The following is a 20,445-nucleotide window of genomic DNA, read 5'->3' on the forward strand; positions in this document are numbered from 1 at the left end:
CATCTCTTTCCATAGTCTTGATGAATATTTCCGCACGTGTTACCAGAGTGTTTTTGCTTTTTCTGGCCCGTCATTGTTAAAGGAATATTCATGTTTAAATCAATACGTTTGAGCTTGCTGGCTGGTTGTATCGCAACGACCTGCCAGGCTTGGGCGGCACCGGCAGGCGATCTGCCGTTAATGCCCTGGCCACAACAAGTTGACCACCTTGCGGCGGAAGGCACGCTGGTTCTCGATAACACGATTTCCATAAAAATTAGCGGCGATAAACTCCCCGGAGCCACGCAACGTTGGCGTCAGCGAATTTCCCAGCAAACGGGCTGGCAACTGCAACCGGCACAAACTAATCCTGTAAAACCCACTATTGATATCCAAATCAAAAAAGCCACTGCCCCATTACCCAATCTCGATAGCGATGAAAGCTACGAATTAAGCGTTACCGCGGAAGGTGTGAAACTCACCGCAAATACGCGGTTTGGCGCAATGCGTGGCATGGAAACCTTGCTACAGCTGATTCAGAACGGCCCTGAAAATACCTCAATTCCGTTTGTCTCCATTAAAGATAAGCCCCGCTTTCCGTGGCGCGGGTTATTAGTCGATTCCGCCCGTCACTTCATGCCAATCAATGACATTCTGCGCCAGTTAGATGGCATGGCCGCGGCCAAAATGAACGTCTTTCACTGGCATTTGACTGACGACCAGGGCTGGCGCTTTGCTTCTACGGCTTACCCAAAATTACAGCAACTGGCCAGTGACGGGGATTTCTACACCCAGGCGCAGATGAAAGAAGTGGTGCGCTATGCCACTTCGCTCGGTATTCGTGTGGTGCCAGAAATGGACTTGCCAGGTCACGCTTCCGCGATTGCTGTGGCCTATCCGGAATTGATGAGTGCGTCGGGGCCGTATCAAATGGAACGCCACTGGGGTGTGTTAAAACCGCTACTTAATCCGACCAACGATGCTTCCTATCGGTTTGTTGATACCCTGATTGGCGAGCTGACAGCAATTTTCCCGGACAACTATTTGCACATCGGCGGGGATGAAGTCGATGACTCGCAATGGCAGGCGTCGCCAGAAATTCAGGCGTTTATGAAGCAGCATAATCTGGCTGATACTCATGCGTTGCAGACTTATTTCAACCAGCGACTGGAAAAAATACTCGAAAAACATCATCGCCAAATGATGGGCTGGGATGAAATTTATCATCCAGATCTGCCTAAAAATATTTTGATCCAATCATGGCAGGGGCAAGATGCGCTGGGGGCTGTCGCGGCTAATGGTTACAAAGGGATCCTATCGACGGGTTTCTATCTGGATCAACCGCAATCAACCGCATATCACTATCGCAACGAGATCCTGCCGAAGGGGTTGAATGGCATCGATAAGATTGCCAAATCGGATAGCGCACAAAGCTGGTACTTCAACATGCCGCGTCTGAAAGGGAGTGCAGTGGAAGGCAGTTTTACGCTGGTGAGCACTGAAATGGCATGGCGCGGATTTATTGATTTCAAAGGAAAATCCCGACGTGCAGTACGTGATATTCAGTGGTTAAGCCCAACGCAGGTGACGTTTACCGTTGACACCTGGATGGGAGAAACTCGTCCGGTACTCACTCTGGAAAAAGACAAACTGAGTGGTTATATGCTGGTGGGGAACGTGCGTTATCCGGCTACCGGGCAGAAGCTTGATGATGTACCTGATGGCACCCAGCCCGTGGTCCCCACACCTGAACAGATGACAAATATTCTGGGTGGCGAAGCGGCGTTGTGGGCGGAAAACGTGGCATCGCCATTGCTGGATATCAAACTGTGGCCGCGTACTTTTGCTGTGGCAGAACGTTTGTGGTCGGCGGAAGATGTAAAAGATATCGATAACATGTACCAGCGTCTGCAAGCGATAGACGCATGGTCGACAGTCTCCGTTGGCTTACAGCAGCATGCAGCTGCGGCTCGACAATTAACGCGCCTTGCGGGCACGCCGGATATTATGCCATTGCAGATTCTTGCCCAGGCAGTTGAACCGGCCCAGTACTACACGCGCCAGCACCTGAAATTCCAGGCCGGAAATTACCATCACTTTGAACCGCTTAATCGTTTTGCTGATGCATTAGGTGCGGAAAGCAACCAAGTGCGCGCACTCGATATGTGGGTCGATAAACTGGTCGCCGATCCGGAAGATGGCAACAGTGCAGATTCGTTGCGCCACACTTTTGCACGCTGGCAAAGTAACACGCCAGATGTCCTGGAGCTGATCAACGGTAATTATCAGCTTAAAGCGTTAAAACCGGTGGCCGAAAATGTCGATAAGCTGGCGGGAATAGGGCTACGCTTAACTGATTTGGTGGCTAAACAAGGCACCTTGAGCATTGATGAAGTAAAAGGCATTCAGAAACAGTTGGATGAAGCAGCACAAACGCAAGATGAAGTGGTTATTGCAGCGGTGTATCCATTGCAGAAACTATTACGGGCAAGCGTTAAATAGTCCAGGCATAAAAGGCCGCGAGAGCGGCCTTTAAACATCATCGTTAGCGGCGAATCGCAATCGCTTCGATTTCAATTTTCACATCTTTAGGCAGACGAGCGACTTCCACGCAAGAACGCGCTGGGAAAGTGGCTTTGTGCTCGTTAAAGAAGGCTTCGTAAGTCGCATTTACGGTCGCGAAGTCGTTCAGATCTTTTACGAATACAGTCGTTTTAACGATATCGCCAACTTTCAGGCCAGCGGCCTCAACAATCGCTTGTACGTTTTCGAGAGACTGACGCGCTTGCGCAGCAACATCTTCTGGCACGCTGCCTGTTTTCGGGTTCACAGGAATCTGACCGGAAGTGATAATCATGCTGCCAAGATCTACGCCCTGAACATATGGGCCGATTGCTGCTGGGGCATTTTCGGTGCTAATAGTGCGAGACATGTTTCTTCCTTTTAAAATACCCTTCATTTTTCAAGCCGCACGGGTGTTGGCTACACTCACAAACCCAGTCACTTACTGTAATAAGCTCTTGGGGATTTGCTCCTGTCCGCCCACCTGCAACTCGAAATATAAAGAGTATGATTGGTTACAGTGAAAAAGCTCCCGACCATTATAGGGGTGAGAGCCTGAGCGGCAACGATTAATCAGCCAGCACAACGTAATGTGCGAACTCCTTCTCACAATATTTGCATTTGAGGCTGATACTTTCATCGCGTTTTTTCACTGCGAATGAAGAATGAACCGGTTCGCTGCGGCTGATGCAATTGGTGTTTGGGCAAACCAACACTTTATCGATGCGTGAAGGCAGGCTCGGTTTGCTTTTACCGACCACTTCATATTCATCAATACGGTTTACGGTTGCATGCGGTGCATACAACGCCAGCTGGTTTACTTGCTCGTCCGTCAGGAAAGTATTTTCAATTTTGATAAGGTCTTTACGGCCTTGTTCGCGTGAAGGCAAGTTCAGGCCGATAGTAATGCGCTGGTCGGTTTCAGTCAGTTGGAACAGGGTTAATAACTTAAAGCCCACCTGCGCAGGAATATGATCGATAACCGTACCGCGTTTAATCGCTTCAACTTGTAATTTGTTGTCGTGTGTCATCTTTATCTTCCTCTCACTCAAACCAGTTCACGATTCAAAACTAATGCCAACAGTGCCTGGCGGGCGTAAATACCGTTGCCTGCTTGCTGGAAATACCAGGCGTGCGGGGTTTTATCGACATCAGTCGTAATTTCATCAACGCGCGGCAGCGGGTGCAGCACTTTCATATTTGCTCGCGCATCCTCAAGGTCTGCGGCACGCAGTACGAACTGAGCTTTCACGTTGGCGTATTCCGACGGATCAAGGCGCTCTTTCTGTACGCGGGTCATGTACAGAATATCCAGCTCACCTACCACATCGTCGATAGCTTCGTGGCAACTCCAGACGATGCCTTTTTCATCCAGCATATCGAGAATGTACTTCGGCATGGCCAGTGCATTTGGTGCGATGAAGTAGAAGCGGTTACCTTCAAATTTCGCCAGCGCCTGTGCCAGAGAATGCACTGTGCGGCCATATTTCAGGTCACCGACCATGGCGATGTTTAGATTTTCCAGGCGCCCCTGAGTTTCCTGAATGGTAAACAGGTCCAGCAGCGTTTGCGTTGGATGCTGGTTGGCACCGTCACCCGCGTTCAGTATCGGCACATTACCTGAGAATTCAGTCGCCAGGCGCGCAGCGCCTTCTTGTGGATGGCGCATCACGATGGCATCAACGTAAGTGCTGATAACTGAAATGGTATCAGCCAGAGTTTCACCTTTTTTGCCAAGCGAAGTATTGCTGCTGTCCGAGAAGCCAACAACTGAGGCACCTAAGCGGTGAATCGCAGTCTCAAAAGACAGGCGAGTACGCGTTGATGCTTCAAAGAAGCAGCTCGCAACAACAATATGTTTCAGTAACTCAGGTTGTGGAGTGGCTTTCAGTTTTGCCGCGGTAGATAACACCAGTTCAAGTTCTTCACGACTGAGATCGTTTATGGAAATGATATGTTTTTGATATAGGGGGTTAGCCATGTTTATCTCCTGTTCTCGGGCGTCGGGCAAAAAAAAAGCCCCTCAACGAGGGGCCTTTGGAATTGATTGATGCAACGGAAAGAAAAACAGGTTAGCGCCGTCTTTTAGACGACGTGGTGTGGCATTTTTTTGAACACACTGGACCATGCTTCCTCCGGCAAATTGTGGCGCATTATACGCATGTAAGAGGACACTTCAAGCGATATGTTCACATATTTTAGCCAAAAGCAAACGGTTGCAGTGAATAGTTATCTGCCTCTAATGCCGCCTATAGATATGCTAATCAGGCACTTTTTTTACTTAGTTCAAAACGAGGAGAGATGAGGCCGTACAGCGTCCAGCCCAGGAAAGTGACGATAGCACCGTACATCATCGCTTCTTCACCGGATGAATACAGTGCGTAGAAACTGTACATTGCACCAATAAATGCAAAGGTGTTGGCAATACGCGCTTTGCTTGGTTCAACTTTCGCCATTTTCTGAATAATAACCAACGCTGCCATAGACAGGATGTAAGGGATAATGTTGGTTACAACCGCGAGGTTAACCAGAACATCAAACTGTTTGCTCAACGATGGACTGATGGTCATCAGCGACAGCATTGACTGAATAGCTACGATAACCAGCATACCTTTGACGGGAGCTTCTGCTTTTGTCAGTTTGGAGAAGACTTTCGGGAAATAGCCTTCATCTGCGGAAGATTTAAAGACCTGAGCGATAGTGAACTGCCAGCCCAACAAAGAACCCACGCAAGACATAATCATCAGAGCCATGATGATTTTACCGACAGTCGGCGTAAACATCTGGGCAAAAGCTAAACCAAATGGCGCGGTTGAGTTCGCCAAATCCATGTTCGGTACGATACCCGCAATCACATTGGTAGAAATAATGTAAACGACTGCGGCACCTAACGTTCCCCCCAAAACGGCAATCGGTACATTACGTTCAGGGTTTTCAACAACATCGGTGTTAGCACAGGCAGATTCCAAACCTAAGAATGCCCACAGAGTCATCGCAATTGAAGAGCCAACAGCCTTAAATACTGGCAAATGATGTGGGTTCCATGACTCCGCATACAGAGTTGGACTAAACCAGAACCAGCCAACCACTGAAATCCCAACAACTGGAATGATAACGCCCCACACGGTTATTCCGCTTATGCGGCCTGTAATACGAGCCCCACCAAAGTTAGCAACTGTTGCCAGCCATAGCACCCCGATTGTTGCGATACAAATCCCGATTGGAGATAAAGTCGCATCCAATAATTCGGTGCCGTAGCCCACTGCTGAAATGGCAATAGCTACGTTTGCAATCAGCAGAGACACACCGTAGGTATAGTTCGCCATGAAGTTACCGGATTTACCGAATGCATATTCTGCATAACCGCCCATACCCCCTGATTTACGGCTGAACATTCCGCATTTGGCAAAGGCATAGGCCAATGCCATTGAACCCAATGCAGTAACCAACCACGAAACGATAGAAAGCGTTCCGACTTCCGCTAATTTTGTGGGCAACATGATAATGCCTGAGCCCATCATGTTTACTGCGGTCAAAATGGTGAGCTGAACGACGCCCATTTTATTGCTGTTTTTAGACGTACTCATGATCTGTCTCTCTTATAAACTTGAATCGTGAAGAACCGGAAATAGCTCGGTTCTCCACTGTTCTATTTATGGAAAAATCAATAGTGGCCAATCACTCTGGCGCAGTCTGATCTCAGATTTATTTGTTGATAACATAACCATAAGCACGTTTTCTCCGGTCCTCATCGAGCTTGATGTAGACCCCTTGTAGCTCGGGAGCAAAGCCCGGTAACAGATTGATCCCTTCTTCCAGCGCCAGGAAATAACGCTGTACAGACCCCCCCCAGACTTCACCCGGAACCACACATAAAACACCCGGAGGATATGGCAGGGCACCTTCAGCGGCGATGCGGCCTTCAATTTGAGATAACGCCACTAATTCAACATTGCCGCGTACAAACTCAATGTTGGCTTGCTGAGGATTCATGACTACTTTTGGGAAGTGAGCTTTGCGGAACATCTCTTTTTGTAGTTGTTTAACGTCGTGGCTAACATACAGGTCGTGCATTTCCTGGCATAGCTGACGGATGGTGTAGTTCTGATAACGTTCTTCGTAGCTTTTATAAATGGAGGGCAGTACTTGCGCTAATGGTGCATCTTCTTCCAACAGGCGTTCAAAGTGAGCAATTTGAGCAACGAGATGCTGCATCTTCGCCATGTCTTCAGCAGGGGTCATCAGGAACAAGATAGAATTCAGGTCGCATTTTTCCGGTACGATCCCGTTCTCACGAAGGAAGTTGGCGAGGATAGTCGCCGGTACGCCGAATTTTTCATATTCCCCGGTTTGGGCATTAATACCCGGCGTGGTCAACATCAGCTTGCATGGGTCAACGAAATATTGGTGCTCCGCGTAGCCTTCAAAGGAGTGCCAGCGTTCCCCCGGAATGAAATCAAAGAAACGAAGGTTGTTTGCCATATCATCCGTATCAAAATCTTCCCATTTACGACCATCAACCGTTTCTGGCACAAACGGACGGATGTGTTTACAGAGTTTTAACAATAACTTACGGGTTTCGATACCCACTTTTACGCAGTCCATCCACATACGTTTGCCGCTTTCGCCTTCATGCATTTTGGCGTTAACGTCGAGGGCTGCAAACAACGGATAGAACGGGCTTGTTGATGCATGCATCATAAATGCGTTATTCATACGCTTATGATTTACATAACGATTCTGCCCTTTGATGTGTTTGTCTTTTTTATGGATTTGTGAGGTCTGAGAGAATCCGGCTTGCTGTTTATGCACAGATTGAGTCACCAGAATGCCCGGATCGTTTTCATCCAGTTCAAGCAACAGCGGAGAACAATCATTCATCATTGGAATGAATTGTTCGTAACCTACCCATGCCGAATCAAACAGGATGTAGTCGCAAAGATGACCTATTTTATCGACAACCTGGCGAGCGTTATAAATAGTACCGTCGTAGGTGCCTAATTGAATAACTGCAAGGCGGAATGGTCGTTTTTCAGCACTGCGATTAGGTGCAACTTCCTGTACTAAATTACGCAGATATTTTTCTTCAAAACAGTGGGCATCAATACCGCCTATAAACCCAAATGGGTTACGAGCAGTTTCCAGATATACGGGAGTCGCTCCGGCCTGAATTAATGCGCCGTGGTGGTTAGATTTATGGTTGTTACGGTCAAAGAGTACCAAATCGCCAGGTGCTAAAAGCGCATTCAGCACAACTTTATTAGAAGAGGAAGTCCCATTCAAAACGAAGTAAGTTTTGTCTGCATTAAACACTTTAGCTGCATGCATCTGTGCTGCGCATGGAGCACCTTCATGAATGAGCAGATCACCCATGGAGACGTCTGCATTACACAAGTCTGAGCGGAATAATGTTTCACCAAAGTAATCAAAGAATTGACGACCAGCCGGATGGCGACGGAAGAACTGTCCCCCCTGATGTCCTGGGCAATCAAAAGCAGCATTACCTTGTTGTACGTACTCCACCAGATTGCCAAAGAACGGCGGCAGAACGTCCTTCTCATATTTAATAGCTGCAGCTTCTAACTGTTTTCCATAGAAATCTACGTTGCCATCGCACAGTTCGAACACACCAGTGACACGTGGCAGGACTTCAGCTGGTAATTCTTCTTCACAACATACAGCGACAAAGATTGGGATGCCGAAGCCAGTTTGTTCGATTGTTCTCAATACGCCTGACATAGCATCTTTAACAGAAATGACGGCAGCGGAAACATCTGTAAAATTAGTATTGTTAATATCTACGGTTTCACGTTCGGTGCTAAAGCATTCAGCTGCGTTGGTATTAACGGCTATTTTTAATTTTTCCATTACTATTCTGCTCTCTTGAATTCTTGATTAACAAGTAAATATTTAATGTATAGGGTGTCCGTCAGATATTCCCAACAGGAATCCCGAAGCCATATTATTTTTTAAAGGCAATAACAACCCACAATAATTCGTATGATTGAATTACTGAAGTGAGTCGGTAAATACCAGGTGATTAATTCACCGGATGGGCTGATGTGCTAATTTTGATAGTCAAATGCCGCACGCAGAACGCAGTATAATGATAGCAAATTCAGTTTTTTACTGAATTAATCAACGTCTGGAGACAAGCGGGCACGAGTATCTGAAATAGCAAATGCCATTTGATGAGGGTTACTTAGAATTGAAGAGATGAAAATCGAAGCAGCTACGGTGTATTAACATCATAATATGCGTAACACGTCGGATATGTGGCATGGATCTATTATTGTTTTCCATTTTCTATTTCCTCCTGTTTGTGGAAATTGAGGTCATTTTAGTTACGCGCGCTAATAAAACAGTGACATAGGTCACTCTTGAGGTTTGTACCGATAACCATGGTGAATAATATGTTTAAATATAATGAATAAAATGGCGATTGCCATGGTTGCTGATTTGTAAAATAATTATGTATGACGATATGAAATTCAAAGGGAAAGCTAAAATGGTCACGGTTATTTGTATTAACTACTGATGTCATTGAGGGGGATGATAAAAGATGAAATGAAAATGATGAGTGGTTGTTAATAATTTGTTGTAAATTTACCTGTTGTTTTTCATGCAAAACAATGCATTTTTTCATTTATAAGTGAATAATTATTCGTTTATTTTTTTTAGCGATAAATGCGGTAGGTAAGTTATTTTTTGGAGTTTGTCACTAAGACCTGATCTCTTAATGGTGCTTATGACGGATTTAACGGTGTCACCAGCACCTTCTGTTGACGATTCAGATCGAATAATGTAGCGCCAACACAGGTTTTCTTAAAATACCCGTGGCGGTAGAAGATGAATACTCGTATAAATACCGTTAATAAAACATCGTTTCAAAAAGGTATTGATCATGATTATTGGAAACATTCATTCTTTGCAATCCTGGCTCCCGCAAGAACTGCGTCAGGCGATTGAGCACGTTAAACAACACATCACTCCAGAAACGCCACTGGGTAAGCATGATATCGACGGTAACAGTCTCTTTATGCTGGTTTCAGAAGACAGCACGCAGCCATTCGAAGAGCGTCCTGCGGAATTCCACCAACGTTATCTGGATATCCAGATAGTCATGCGTGGTCAGGAAGGTATGACGTTTAGCTGCCTGCCTGCGGGCACACCAGAAACTGATTGGTTGGCTGATAAAGACATCGCGTTTTTGCCAGAAGGCGAACAGGAAAAAACTGTAGTATTAAATGAAGGGGACTTCGTGGTGTTCTATCCTGGGGAAGTTCACAAACCGCTTTGTGCAGTGGGCAAACCGGCCCCAGTGCGCAAAGTCGTCGTGAAGATGTTGATGGTGTAATGCTGGAATAGGCGGATAAATATTATCCGCCTATTCTAATTAAAGCTTCGCAAGCGTTGCGACCATCACAGCTTTAATCGTGTGCATCCGGTTTTCAGCTTGTGAGAACACCACACTATTTGGAGATTCGAATACTTCATCTGTCACTTCCATTCCACCATGCAAGTCATATTGCTCCGCCATCTGCTTGCCAAGCGTCGTCTGATCATCATGGAAAGCGGGCAGGCAATGCAGGAATTTCACCTGTGGATTGCCAGTCAGCGCGAGCATTGCACTATTTACCTGATAAGCCCGCAGCAGATTAATGCGCTCCGCCCATTTCTCCTTGGCTTCACCCATTGATACCCACACATCGGTATAAATAAAATCTGCACCTTTAACGCCTGTGGCAATGTCTTCAGTCAGGGTTATTTTCCCGCCATTGTGGGCAGCCAGGGCTTGGCATTCCGCTACCAGACTTTCATCTGGCCAGCACGCTTGCGGTGCAACCAGGCGTAAATTCAACCCGGTCAGCGCGGCGGCTTCCAGCATAGAGTTACCCATGTTATTGCGCGCATCACCTGCATAAACCAGCGTCATCTGCTGGAAAGTTTTACCGGGTAGTTCCTCCTGCATAGTCAGCAAATCTGCCAGTAATTGCGTTGGGTGAAACTCGTTGGTCAGCCCGTTCCATACTGGTACACCTGCGTGCTGGGCTAGTGTTTCAACGATTTCCTGACCAAACCCACGATACTGAATCCCATCGTACATACGGCCTAAAACACGTGCTGTATCTTTAATTGATTCTTTATGCCCAATTTGGCTACCGCTTGGGCCGAGGTAAGTGACTCGAGCGCCCTGGTCAAATGCGGCAACTTCGAAAGAGCACCTCGTACGAGTCGAGTCTTTTTCGAAGATGAGCGCGATATTTTTTCCAGTAAGATACTGAATTTCATTTCCTTTTTTCTTGTCTTTTTTAAGTTTGGCAGACAGGGCAAGCAATTCGTGAAGCTGCGTAGGGGTAAAATCCAGTAATTTAAGAAAATGCTTTTGATAGAAATGACTCATAATTTCCTCGCATGGCACAAGCCATTTATTGAATTAAAATTCAATTTATATGTATGAATATGCATTTGCAACCCCCGGCAGATAAAACTTTGCTGGGAAAGGTGGAGGCAAACTCAGCCGTGTGTGAAAATAGAAGTATCTGCCTACAAATTGAGGAAAGGGCCATGGCAAATCCAGAACTGCTGGAAGAGCAACGCGAAGAAACGCGTTTGATTATTGAAGAATTACTGGAAGACGGTAGCGATCCTGACGCGCTGTACACTATTGAGCATCACCTTTCCGCAGACGATTTCGAAACTCTTGAAAAAGCCGCTGTTGAAGCGTTCAAAATGGGTTACGAAGTTACTGACCCAGAAGAGCTGGAAGTGGAAGAGGGTGACACCGTTATCTGCTGTGACGTGCTGAGCGAAAGTGCACTGAAAGCCGAGCTGCTGGACGAACAAGTTGAACAGTTGCTGAATCTGGCCGAAAAATTCGGTGTGGAATATGACGGTTGGGGCACTTACTACGAAGACCCGAACGGGGAAGAGGGTGATGAAGAAGGTGATGACGACGTAGTCGATGAAGACGACGACGGTGTGCGCCACTAATCGCATTTGTGCAGCGGCTCCCCGCCGCTGCATTTCAAGGATCAATAACGACCGATTATGAACTACCCACAACTCCTCTCTCCGGTACTCAATTTCCTGAACTGCCCAACGCCTGAAGCATGGATTACCCAAGCCCGTCAGCCTGAGCATTTACCACTGTTGTTGACGGACCATCTGATATGCGAACTCAAGGCTGCGCAAACTGCTATGTTTCTGATTCGCAAATATATCGCAGATAAAGACAGTGCACAGGTGCTACTCGACTGGTTAAAACCCTATGAAGATTTTGCATTCCGTGAGGGAGCTGAACCTGATTTTGTGGCGTTGCATAAAACCCTGAGCAAAAGCGTGATGCCAAAAACGGATAATGCCTGGGGCCAACAACTTATCGACAGTATGGTGTTGTTGATTAAAGAGGAATTGCATCACTTCTGGCAGGTGCGTGAAATAATGGTTGCCCGCAATATTCCCTATGTAAAAATCACTGCCAGTCGTTATGCCAAAGGTCTGCTCAGCGAAACGCGTACACATGAACCGGTTATGCTGGTGGATAAATTGATATGTGGGGCGTATATCGAGGCGAGGTCCTGCGAGCGTTTTTCTGCACTGGCACCGTATCTGGATGACGAATTACAAAAATTCTACCTGTCGCTTTTGCGTTCAGAAGCTCGGCATTACCAGGATTATTTAGCGTTGGCAGAACAAATTGCAGGTGGAGATATCAGTGATCGAGTACGTTTCTTTGGGGAAGTGGAAGCCGCTCTGATTAGCAGCCCGGATAACGAGTTTCGTTTTCATAGCGGTGTGCCAATTGCATCCTGATAACCGGCGAGTGAGCACTCGCCTTATTGCGCTTACAATGATTTGATCATCCGCACTTCGCAATCCACATGCCCGGTGCAGCCCAATGGTTCGGAGATGTGTTCAAAGCCCAGGTGTTCGTACAGCGCGATGGCTTCAGTCAGAAACGCAGTTGTTTCCAGATAGCAGCGCTTAAACCCTTCAATACGGGCGAAATCCATTGCTTGTAGTGCCAGATGTTTTGCCAACCCTTTGCCACGGACTACGGGCAGGAAATACATCTTCTGCAATTCACAAATATCCGGCTCGCTACACGTTAATGGTGCAACACCACCACCACCGACAACCTTGCCGTCAAATTCCACAATCCAGAACGCGTGCCCAGGCTGGCTATAAACCTGAAACAGCTCATCCAGATTAGGATCTGCAACGGTGTAGCCTTTATCGGCAGTTAAGCCGTATTCAGCAGAGACTTCACGAATAACGTGGGCGATAGCCGCATTGTCATGGATGGTTATCCGGCGCAGTGCAATATCGACCGGAGCAGTGATATTCATAATGTTACTCATAAGACCCGATGGGACATAAGTCGATGTTAATAGCATTACGGGGATAATCGCGCAAGTGAGGATATTGCAATTACAGGCCAAAAAAAGGCCGGATTTTCATCCGGCCTCGTTTTTCGCATGACTTATTACAGTGCGGCAATCGTCGCTTTCTGCTCGGTCAGTTTCACTTTTGCTTCACCACAAGCAGCCAAACGTTCGCGTTCTTTTGCGACTACAGCTTCAGGCGCGCGCGCCACAAAACCTTCGTTAGACAGTTTGTTTTCGATGGCAGTAATTTCGACATCCAGTTTGGCCATTTCTTTGTCCAAACGTGCAAGCTCTGCAGCTTTGTCGACCAGGCCTGCCATCGGGATCAGCAGCTCTGCGCCATCGATAATTTTGGTCACGGAAACTGGACCTTTATCATCGACTGGCAGAATAGTGATGCTTTCCAGACGGGCCAGGTTTTGCAGGAAGGTACGGTTCTCGTTCACACGACGTAACGCTTCTTCGCTACAGCTACGCAGCAGCACGTCCAGACGTTTGCTTGGCGCAATGTTCATTTCAGCACGAATATTACGTACCGCGGTGATCACATCCTTCAGCCACTCGGTATCAGAGAACGCAGCTTCATCGTCCTGAGCGCTGTTATACGCCGGGAACGGTTGCAGCATAATGGTATCGTCTGTGATGCCTTTGAAGGTTTTCACACGCTGCCAGATGGTTTCAGTGATGAATGGAATAATCGGGTGCGCAAGACGCAGCAGACCTTCCAGCACGTTAATCAGCGTATTACGCGTACCGCGCAGTTCCGCTTCAGTACCGCTGTTCATAACCGGTTTAGTTAGCTCCAGATACCAGTCGCAGAACTGGTTCCAGGTGAATTCATACAGAATGTTGGCAGCGATATCAAAGCGATAGCTGTCGAGTGCTTCACGGTATGCTTTCACCGTGCGGTTGAATTCCGCCAGAATCCAGCGGTCTGCCAGAGACAGAACCATTTCGCCGCCGTTAAAGCCGCAATCCTGGTCTTCGGTATTCATCATCACGAAACGGCTGGCGTTCCACAGCTTGTTACAGAAGTTACGGTAACCTTCCAGGCGCTTCATGTCCCAGTTGATATCGCGACCGGTTGACGCCAGGGCTGCCAGAGTAAAGCGCAGTGCATCGGTGCCGTGCGGTTCAATACCGTTCGGGAATTGCTTCTCTGTGCGCTTACGGATTTTCTCAGCCAGTTGCGGCTGCATCATGTTACCGGTACGTTTCTCTAGCAGGTCTTCCAGGGAAATACCGTCAACCATATCCAGTGGATCGATAACGTTACCCTTGGACTTGGACATTTTCTGCCCTTCGTCGTCGCGGATAAGACCGGTCATGTAAACGGTTTTAAACGGAACCTGTGGTTTGCCATCTTCATCTTTGATGAAGTGCATGGTCAGCATGATCATGCGAGCAATCCAGAAGAAGATGATGTCGAAGCCGCTGACCATCACGCTGGTCGGGTGGAAGGTGCGCAGCGCTTCGGTGTTTTCAGGCCAGCCTAAAGTGGAGAATGTCCACAGACCAGAGGAGAACCAGGTGTCCAGAACGTCTTCGTCCTGGTTCAACGCAACGTCATCGCCCAGATTGTTCTCAGCACGTACTTCTGCTTCGTTACGGCCAACGTAAACATTGCCTTCAGCATCGTACCAGGCCGGGATGCGGTGACCCCACCACAATTGACGAGAAATACACCAATCCTGAATATCACGCATCCAGGAGAAGTACATGTTTTCGTACTGCTTCGGCACGAACTGGATATCGCCTTGCTCAACGGCTTCTACTGCAACTTTCGCCAGAGGTGCGGTACGCACGTACCATTGGTCGGTCAGCATTGGCTCGATAACCACGCCGCCACGGTCGCCGTAAGGAACGGTCAGATCGTGTGGTTTGATTTCTTCAAGCAAGCCCATTTCGTCGAATGCAGCAACAACAGCTTTACGCGCGGCAAAACGTTCCAGTTTCTGGAAGGCTGTCGGAATGTCGTTGCTGTAAACGTCAGATTCTTCACCGTTGGTATCAAACACTTCTGCCACTTCACGGATATCACCGTCGAAGGTCAGAATATTAATCATTGGCAATGCATGACGACGGCCAACTTCGTAGTCGTTAAAGTCGTGTGCAGGCGTGATTTTGACGCAGCCGGTACCTTTTTCCATGTCGGCGTGTTCATCACCAACAATAGGAATGAGGCGGTTAACCAGCGGCAGCACCACGAATTTACCGATCAAATCTTTATAGCGCGGATCTTCCGGGTTTACAGCCACACCGGTATCACCGAGCACGGTTTCCGGACGCGTAGTCGCGACAACCAGATAATCTTTGCCGTCAGCGGTTTTCGCACCGTCAGCCAGCGGATAACGCAGGTGCCACATGGAACCTTTAGACTCACGGTTTTCAACTTCCAGATCGGAAATCGCTGTGCGCAGTTTCGGGTCCCAGTTTACCAGGCGCTTGCCACGATAAATCAGATCTTCTTTGTACAGACGAACGAACACTTCTTTCACCGCATTGGATAGCCCTTCGTCCATGGTGAAGCGCTCGCGCTCCCAGTCTACGGAGTTACCAAGACGACGCATCTGACGAGTGATGGTGCCACCAGACTCTGCCTTCCACTGCCAGATTTTCTCGATAAAGGCGTCGCGGCCATAATCGTGACGAGTTTTACCCTCTTCGGCGGCAATTTTGCGCTCAACGACCATTTGGGTCGCGATGCCGGCGTGGTCAGTCCCCGCCTGCCACAAGGTATTTTTACCCTGCATGCGCTGGTAACGAATCATGGTGTCCATGATCGTCTGCTGGAAGGCGTGACCCATATGCAAGCTGCCGGTAACGTTCGGCGGCGGGATCATGATGCAGAAGCTTTCCTGGCTGGTGTCGCCATTTGGCTTAAAGTAGCCCTGCTGTTCCCAGTGCTCGTATAGCGGCTGTTCGATATCTTGCGGGTTATATGTCTTTTCCATTGTCTGCTATGTCGTTCCCGGCGGGGTATGAGTCGCCGTAGTCAAGTGGAAACCAGCAACGCGATACGCCTTGTAGCGATCACGGGCCAGTTGTTTCTGGGATTCTTCGTAAGGTACGAAGTCTATCACTTCATGGAAAGCGGTGGCAAAATCTGCGAACTGTGGCAATAGGCTAATCAGTAAATCGCGCGGTGAACTTCCACGTCGTTGCGGCCAGGCCAATTCTACTGGGGCGCCGTAACGCGGCCCTTCACCGGCAAGATTATGCGGTACAAACGCGTGAGCATCACGCTGCCAGAGTGCTTCATCCAGACGGATAGCTTGTTGTTCATCAACACAGGCAATCAGCAGGCGTTTTCCTGCTCGAAAGCTTTCTGCCGCCAGTTCACACACCAACGCTTCAACGGCACTCAACTCACCGGAAGGCGTGTCGTTGTCGAGCAGGTAGAACGTCGCGTTTTTCATTTACATCGCTTTTGATGGTAATGGGATTTCCCCTCATCCCGACCTTCTCCCGGGAAGAAGGAGAAAGCCGGGCAATCCCTCTCCTTGGGGGAGAGGGTTAGGGTGAGGGCGTTAAATCACTCTTCGCCGTTAAATCCTGAACGGTTCAACAGGAATTGCGATAACAGCGCCACTGGACGGCCGGTAGCACCTTTAGCTTTACCTGAACGCCAGGCTGTTCCTGCAATATCCAGGTGAGCCCAGTTGTATTTACGGGTAAAGCGTGACAGGAAACAGGCCGCAGTAATTGCGCCACCAGGACGACCACCGATGTTTGCCATATCAGCAAAGTTGGTTTCCAGCTGTTCCTGATACTCATCAGCTATTGGCAGACGCCACGCACGGTCACCCGCTTGTTCAGACGCACCGATAAGCTCGTGAGCCAGTGGGTTGTGGTTAGACATCAAACCGGTGATGTGATGGCCCAGGGCAATCACACACGCGCCAGTCAGCGTCGCCACGTCAATAACCACTTCAGGTTCGAAGCGCTCAACGTAAGTCAGTACGTCGCACAACACCAGGCGGCCTTCTGCGTCGGTATTTAGTACTTCTACGGTTTGGCCTGACATAGTCGTTAGTACATCACCTGGGCGATAAGCACGTCCGCCAGGCATATTCTCACAGCCTGCCAGCACACCAATAACGTTAATCGGCAGATTCAGTTCGGCAACCATGCGCATGACACCGTACACCGCCGCGGCACCGCACATGTCGTACTTCATCTCGTCCATGCCTTCGGCAGGTTTGATAGAAATACCGCCTGAGTCAAACGTCAGGCCTTTACCGACCAGCACGATTGGACGCACATCCGGTGAATTATTGCCTTTGTACTCGATGACTGACATCAGTGATTCGTTCTGGGAACCATCACCCACCGCGAGGTAGGAGTGCATGCCCAGCTCTTTCATCTGCTGTTCACCTATCACGCGGGTGACCACGTTTTTGCTGTAGGAGTCAGCCAACTGACGCGCCTGGGAAGCCAGATAAGCGGCATTACAGATATTGGGTGGCATGTTGCCCAGATCTTTAGCTGCTTTAATACCGGCAGCAATGGCCAGACCGTGTTGAATCGCACGTTCACCGCTGGTGAGTTCGCGACGGGTCGGCACATTAAAGACCATTTTACGCAGCGGACGACGTGGTTCGCTTTTGTTGGTCTTTAACTGATCAAAGCTATACAGAGACTCTTTTGCCGTTTCCACGGCCTGGCGTACTTTCCAGTAAGTATTGCGGCCCTTAACGTGCAGTTCAGTCAGGAAGCAAACGGCTTCCATTGAGCCAGTATCGTTTAGAGTATTAATTGTTTTCTGGATAACTTGCTTATACTGACGTTCATCCAGTTCACGCTCTTTGCCACACCCAATCAGCAGAATGCGCTCAGAGAGCACGTTCGGAACATGGTGAAGTAATAAAGTTTGACCGGGTTTTCCCTCAAGCTCACCACGGCGCAACAAGGCGCTGATGTAGCCATCGCTGATTTTATCGAGTTGTTCGGCGACCGGGGACAGACGACGCGGTTCAAAGACTCCCACAACGATGCAGGCACTACGCTGTTTCTCGGGGCTACCGCTTTTTACACTGAACTCCATGCACTACGCTCCTGAATCTTAAAGACAACGGCGGTGGCTACAGCTAGAATTGCAAGCTTTCGTAACTCATCTCCGCGGTTGCGATGACTTCGTGTTAATCTTACGAGTATGTTTTTACAGTTTCGGCGACGTCATTTAAATCACCCTGCGCCAGAATAATGCCGGGCTTTTTAATCTTAGCGATGTTTTCGACGACTCAAGAGAATAAATGACGTATAAGCGATGAAACAAGCGATTTTCCTGCAAAAAGACTCGTTTTAACAGGCGTATTTAATGTGATTATCATAAGATATCTGGTTCGGGAGACGCTAAAAAGCCAACTTGCGATCCTCTTCATACTGCTGCTGATCTTTTTTTGTCAGAAGCTAGTCAGGATTCTGGGTGCGGCGGTTGACGGTGATATTCCGACAAATCTCGTATTTTCCCTGTTAGGACTTGGTGTGCCTGAAATGGCGCAGCTCATCCTTCCTCTTAGCCTTTTCCTTGGGCTGCTCATGACGTTTGGCAGATTGTATACCGAGAGTGAAATCACGGTAATGCATGCTTGTGGCTTGAGTAAAGCGGTGCTGATCAAAGCTGCAATGATCCTCGCACTCTTTACCGGCGCGATAGCAACGGTCAACGTGATGTGGCTTGGTCCGTGGTCATCTCGTCATCAGGACGAAGTGTTGTCAGAAGCCAAGGCTAACCCCGGCATGGCCGCACTTGCCCAAGGGCAGTTCCAACAAGCGACGGATGGTAACTCGGTACTCTTTATTGAGAGCGTCGATGGCTCAAGTTTTAAAGACGTTTTCCTGGCGCAGTTGCGTCCAAAAGGTAATGCACGTCCTTCCGTGGTGGTGGCTGACTCCGGTCATTTATCCCAGCGGCCTGATGGATCACAAATCGTCACGCTCAACACGGGAACTCGTTTTGAAGGCACGGCATTACTACGTGACTTCCGTATCACGGATTTCAAGGATTACCAGGCGATAGTTGGCCACCAGACTGTGGCACTTGATCCCGATGATTCGAGTCAAATGTATGTTCGCACGCTGTGGTCAAACGATGCCCCCAATGCGCGAGCCGAATTGCACTGGCGTCTCACGCTGATAGTGACCGTGTTTATTATGGCACTGATGGTGGTTCCATTAAGCGTGGTTAACCCGCGTCAGGGCCGTGTACTTTCAATGCTGCCAGCGATGCTGCTATATCTGGTGTTCTTCCTACTTCAAACTTCGCTGAAATCTAATGCTGCGAAGGGGAGAATCGACCCGATGATGTGGATGTGGCTGGTTAACCTGGTCTATTTTGCTATCGCAGTTGTGCTCAACGTGTGGGATACGGTGCCGATGCGCCAACTACGTGCACGCTTTAGCAATACACGAGGAGCGGCATAAATGTTTGGTGTACTTGACCGTTATATCGGTAAAACCATCTTTACCACCATCATGATGACGTTATTCATGCTGGTGTCGCTATCGGGCATTATTAAATTTGTCGACCAGCTGAAAAAAGCCGGGCAGGGCAGTTATTCCGCGATGGGCGCTGGGGTGTACACCATCCTCAGCGTGCCAAAAGACGTCCAGATATTCTTCCCAATGGCCGCACTACTTGGCGCTTTACTTGGGTTGGGAATGCTGGCGCAGCGCAGCGAACTGGTGGTGATGCAAGCCTCCGGTTTTACCCGTATGCAAATCGCATTGTCGGTGATGAAAACCGCTATTCCGCTGGTGTTGTTGACCATGGCGATTGGCGAGTGGGTCGCTCCACAAGGCGAACAAATGGCGCGTAATTATCGTGCGCAACAGATGTACGGCGGTTCTTTGCTCACTACGCAGCAAGGTTTATGGGCGAAAGATGGCCATAACTTTGTCTACATTGAACGCATAAATGGCAACAACAACCTCACGGGCGTCAGTATTTATAGCTTTAACAAAGAGCGCCGCCTGCAATCGGTTCGTTATGCTGCATCTGCACAGTACGATGTGGAGCATAAGGTATGGCGATTGTCTCAGGTTGATGCTTCTAACTTGACCGATCCGATGCAAATCACGGGTTCTCAGACTGTCAGTGATGAGTGGAAAACCAATCTGACCCCGGACAAACTTGGGGTGGTGGCACTGGACCCGGATGCGCTGTCTATCAGCGGTCTGCATAATTACGTTAAGTATCTTAAAGCCAGCGGACAAGATGCCGGGCGCTACCAGCTCAATATGTGGAGCAAAGTTTTTGCGCCGCTCTCCGTTGCCGTAATGATGCTGATGGCGCTGTCGTTCATTTTCGGCCCGTTACGTAGTGTGCCAATGGGTGTGCGGGTCGTTACGGGTATCAGTTTTGGTTTCGTGTTTTATGTTCTCGACCAAATCTTTGGCCCGCTAAGCCTGGTATATAACATTCCGCCGATTCTTGGCGCGTTACTGCCAAGTGCCAGCTTCTTCCTGATTAGTCTGTGGCTGATGATGAAGCGCTCAGGTTAATAAAATA

Annotated in this window: 17 protein-coding genes; 6 read left to right on the top strand and 11 right to left on the bottom strand. The window is 48.5% G+C overall.

The window, feature by feature from the left end; translation table 11 throughout:
* Positions 1–90: 90 nt before the first annotated feature.
* A complete protein-coding gene (locus tag FH968_RS12315; RefSeq protein ID WP_139879875.1) occupies positions 91–2,481 on the top strand; it encodes a beta-N-acetylhexosaminidase in 2,391 nt (796 codons plus the stop codon).
* 43 nt (positions 2,482–2,524) lie between these two features.
* On the opposite strand, the gene ridA is transcribed toward FH968_RS12315, so the two are convergent.
* The 6 genes from ridA to speFL form a co-directional block, all read right to left on the bottom strand.
* A complete protein-coding gene (ridA, locus tag FH968_RS12320; RefSeq protein WP_139879877.1) occupies positions 2,525–2,911 on the bottom strand; it encodes a 2-iminobutanoate/2-iminopropanoate deaminase in 387 nt (128 codons plus the stop codon).
* A 199-nt stretch (positions 2,912–3,110) separates the two neighbouring features.
* On the bottom strand, positions 3,111–3,572 hold the full coding sequence (pyrI, locus tag FH968_RS12325) for an aspartate carbamoyltransferase regulatory subunit (RefSeq protein WP_139879879.1): 462 nt from the start codon (positions 3,570–3,572) through the stop codon (positions 3,111–3,113).
* Between the two features lie 17 nt (positions 3,573–3,589).
* Positions 3,590–4,522 (bottom strand): aspartate carbamoyltransferase, encoded by a 933-nt coding sequence (pyrB, locus tag FH968_RS12330; RefSeq protein WP_139879881.1) that lies wholly within the window; start codon positions 4,520–4,522, stop codon positions 3,590–3,592.
* Positions 4,523–4,805: 283 nt separating this feature from the next.
* Positions 4,806–6,128 (bottom strand): putrescine-ornithine antiporter, encoded by a 1,323-nt coding sequence (gene potE / locus FH968_RS12335; RefSeq protein ID WP_139879884.1) that lies wholly within the window; start codon positions 6,126–6,128, stop codon positions 4,806–4,808.
* A 118-nt stretch (positions 6,129–6,246) separates the two neighbouring features.
* On the bottom strand, positions 6,247–8,409 hold the full coding sequence (gene speF / locus FH968_RS12340) for an ornithine decarboxylase SpeF (RefSeq protein WP_139879886.1): 2,163 nt from the start codon (positions 8,407–8,409) through the stop codon (positions 6,247–6,249).
* 330 nt (positions 8,410–8,739) lie between these two features.
* Complete coding sequence (gene speFL, locus FH968_RS12345; RefSeq protein WP_139879888.1) at positions 8,740–8,844, bottom strand: leader peptide SpeFL; 105 nt, start codon at positions 8,842–8,844, stop codon at positions 8,740–8,742.
* A gap of 601 nt (positions 8,845–9,445) precedes the next feature.
* Between speFL and FH968_RS12350 the strand changes: the two genes are divergently transcribed.
* Complete coding sequence (locus tag FH968_RS12350; RefSeq protein ID WP_139879890.1) at positions 9,446–9,898, top strand: YhcH/YjgK/YiaL family protein; 453 nt, start codon at positions 9,446–9,448, stop codon at positions 9,896–9,898.
* Between the two features lie 39 nt (positions 9,899–9,937).
* Here the strand turns inward: FH968_RS12350 and argF are convergent, their stop codons facing one another.
* On the bottom strand, positions 9,938–10,945 hold the full coding sequence (gene argF, locus FH968_RS12355; protein ID WP_139879892.1) for an ornithine carbamoyltransferase: 1,008 nt from the start codon (positions 10,943–10,945) through the stop codon (positions 9,938–9,940).
* Between the two features lie 164 nt (positions 10,946–11,109).
* Here argF and rraB point away from each other — a divergent pair, with 164 nt between their 5' ends.
* Together rraB and FH968_RS12365 are read left to right on the top strand one after the other, a co-directional pair.
* Entirely contained in the window at positions 11,110–11,535 is a 426-nt protein-coding gene (gene rraB, locus FH968_RS12360; RefSeq protein WP_139879894.1) for a ribonuclease E inhibitor RraB, read from the top strand.
* Between the two features lie 57 nt (positions 11,536–11,592).
* On the top strand, positions 11,593–12,357 hold the full coding sequence (locus FH968_RS12365) for a tRNA isopentenyl-2-thiomethyl-A-37 hydroxylase MiaE (protein WP_139879896.1): 765 nt from the start codon (positions 11,593–11,595) through the stop codon (positions 12,355–12,357).
* A 32-nt stretch (positions 12,358–12,389) separates the two neighbouring features.
* Here the strand turns inward: FH968_RS12365 and FH968_RS12370 are convergent, their stop codons facing one another.
* From FH968_RS12370 to pepA, 4 genes are all read right to left on the bottom strand, one after another.
* Positions 12,390–12,893, bottom strand: a complete 504-nt coding sequence (locus FH968_RS12370) for a GNAT family N-acetyltransferase (protein WP_189389100.1) — start codon at positions 12,891–12,893, stop codon at positions 12,390–12,392.
* A 137-nt stretch (positions 12,894–13,030) separates the two neighbouring features.
* Positions 13,031–15,886 (bottom strand): valine--tRNA ligase, encoded by a 2,856-nt coding sequence (locus FH968_RS12375; RefSeq protein ID WP_139879900.1) that lies wholly within the window; start codon positions 15,884–15,886, stop codon positions 13,031–13,033.
* A 6-nt stretch (positions 15,887–15,892) separates the two neighbouring features.
* Positions 15,893–16,351 carry a DNA polymerase III subunit chi gene (locus FH968_RS12380; protein ID WP_139879902.1) on the bottom strand — a complete coding sequence of 153 codons (459 nt, stop codon included), beginning with the start codon at positions 16,349–16,351 and terminating at the stop codon, positions 15,893–15,895.
* A 116-nt stretch (positions 16,352–16,467) separates the two neighbouring features.
* The gene (pepA, locus tag FH968_RS12385; RefSeq protein ID WP_139879904.1) at positions 16,468–17,979 is read right to left on the bottom strand and encodes a leucyl aminopeptidase; all 1,512 of its coding nucleotides are present in this window, start codon (positions 17,977–17,979) and stop codon (positions 16,468–16,470) included.
* 275 nt (positions 17,980–18,254) lie between these two features.
* Between pepA and lptF the strand changes: the two genes are divergently transcribed.
* Positions 18,255–19,358: an LPS export ABC transporter permease LptF gene (lptF, locus tag FH968_RS12390; protein ID WP_139879907.1), complete on the top strand. Its 1,104-nt coding sequence runs from the start codon at positions 18,255–18,257 to the stop codon at positions 19,356–19,358.
* Entirely contained in the window at positions 19,359–20,438 is a 1,080-nt protein-coding gene (gene lptG / locus FH968_RS12395) for an LPS export ABC transporter permease LptG (protein ID WP_139879909.1), read from the top strand.
* Positions 20,439–20,445: the final 7 nt, after the last annotated feature.

This window comes from Buttiauxella sp. B2 (assembly GCF_006376615.1).
Taxonomy (GTDB): Bacteria; Pseudomonadota; Gammaproteobacteria; order Enterobacterales; family Enterobacteriaceae; genus Buttiauxella.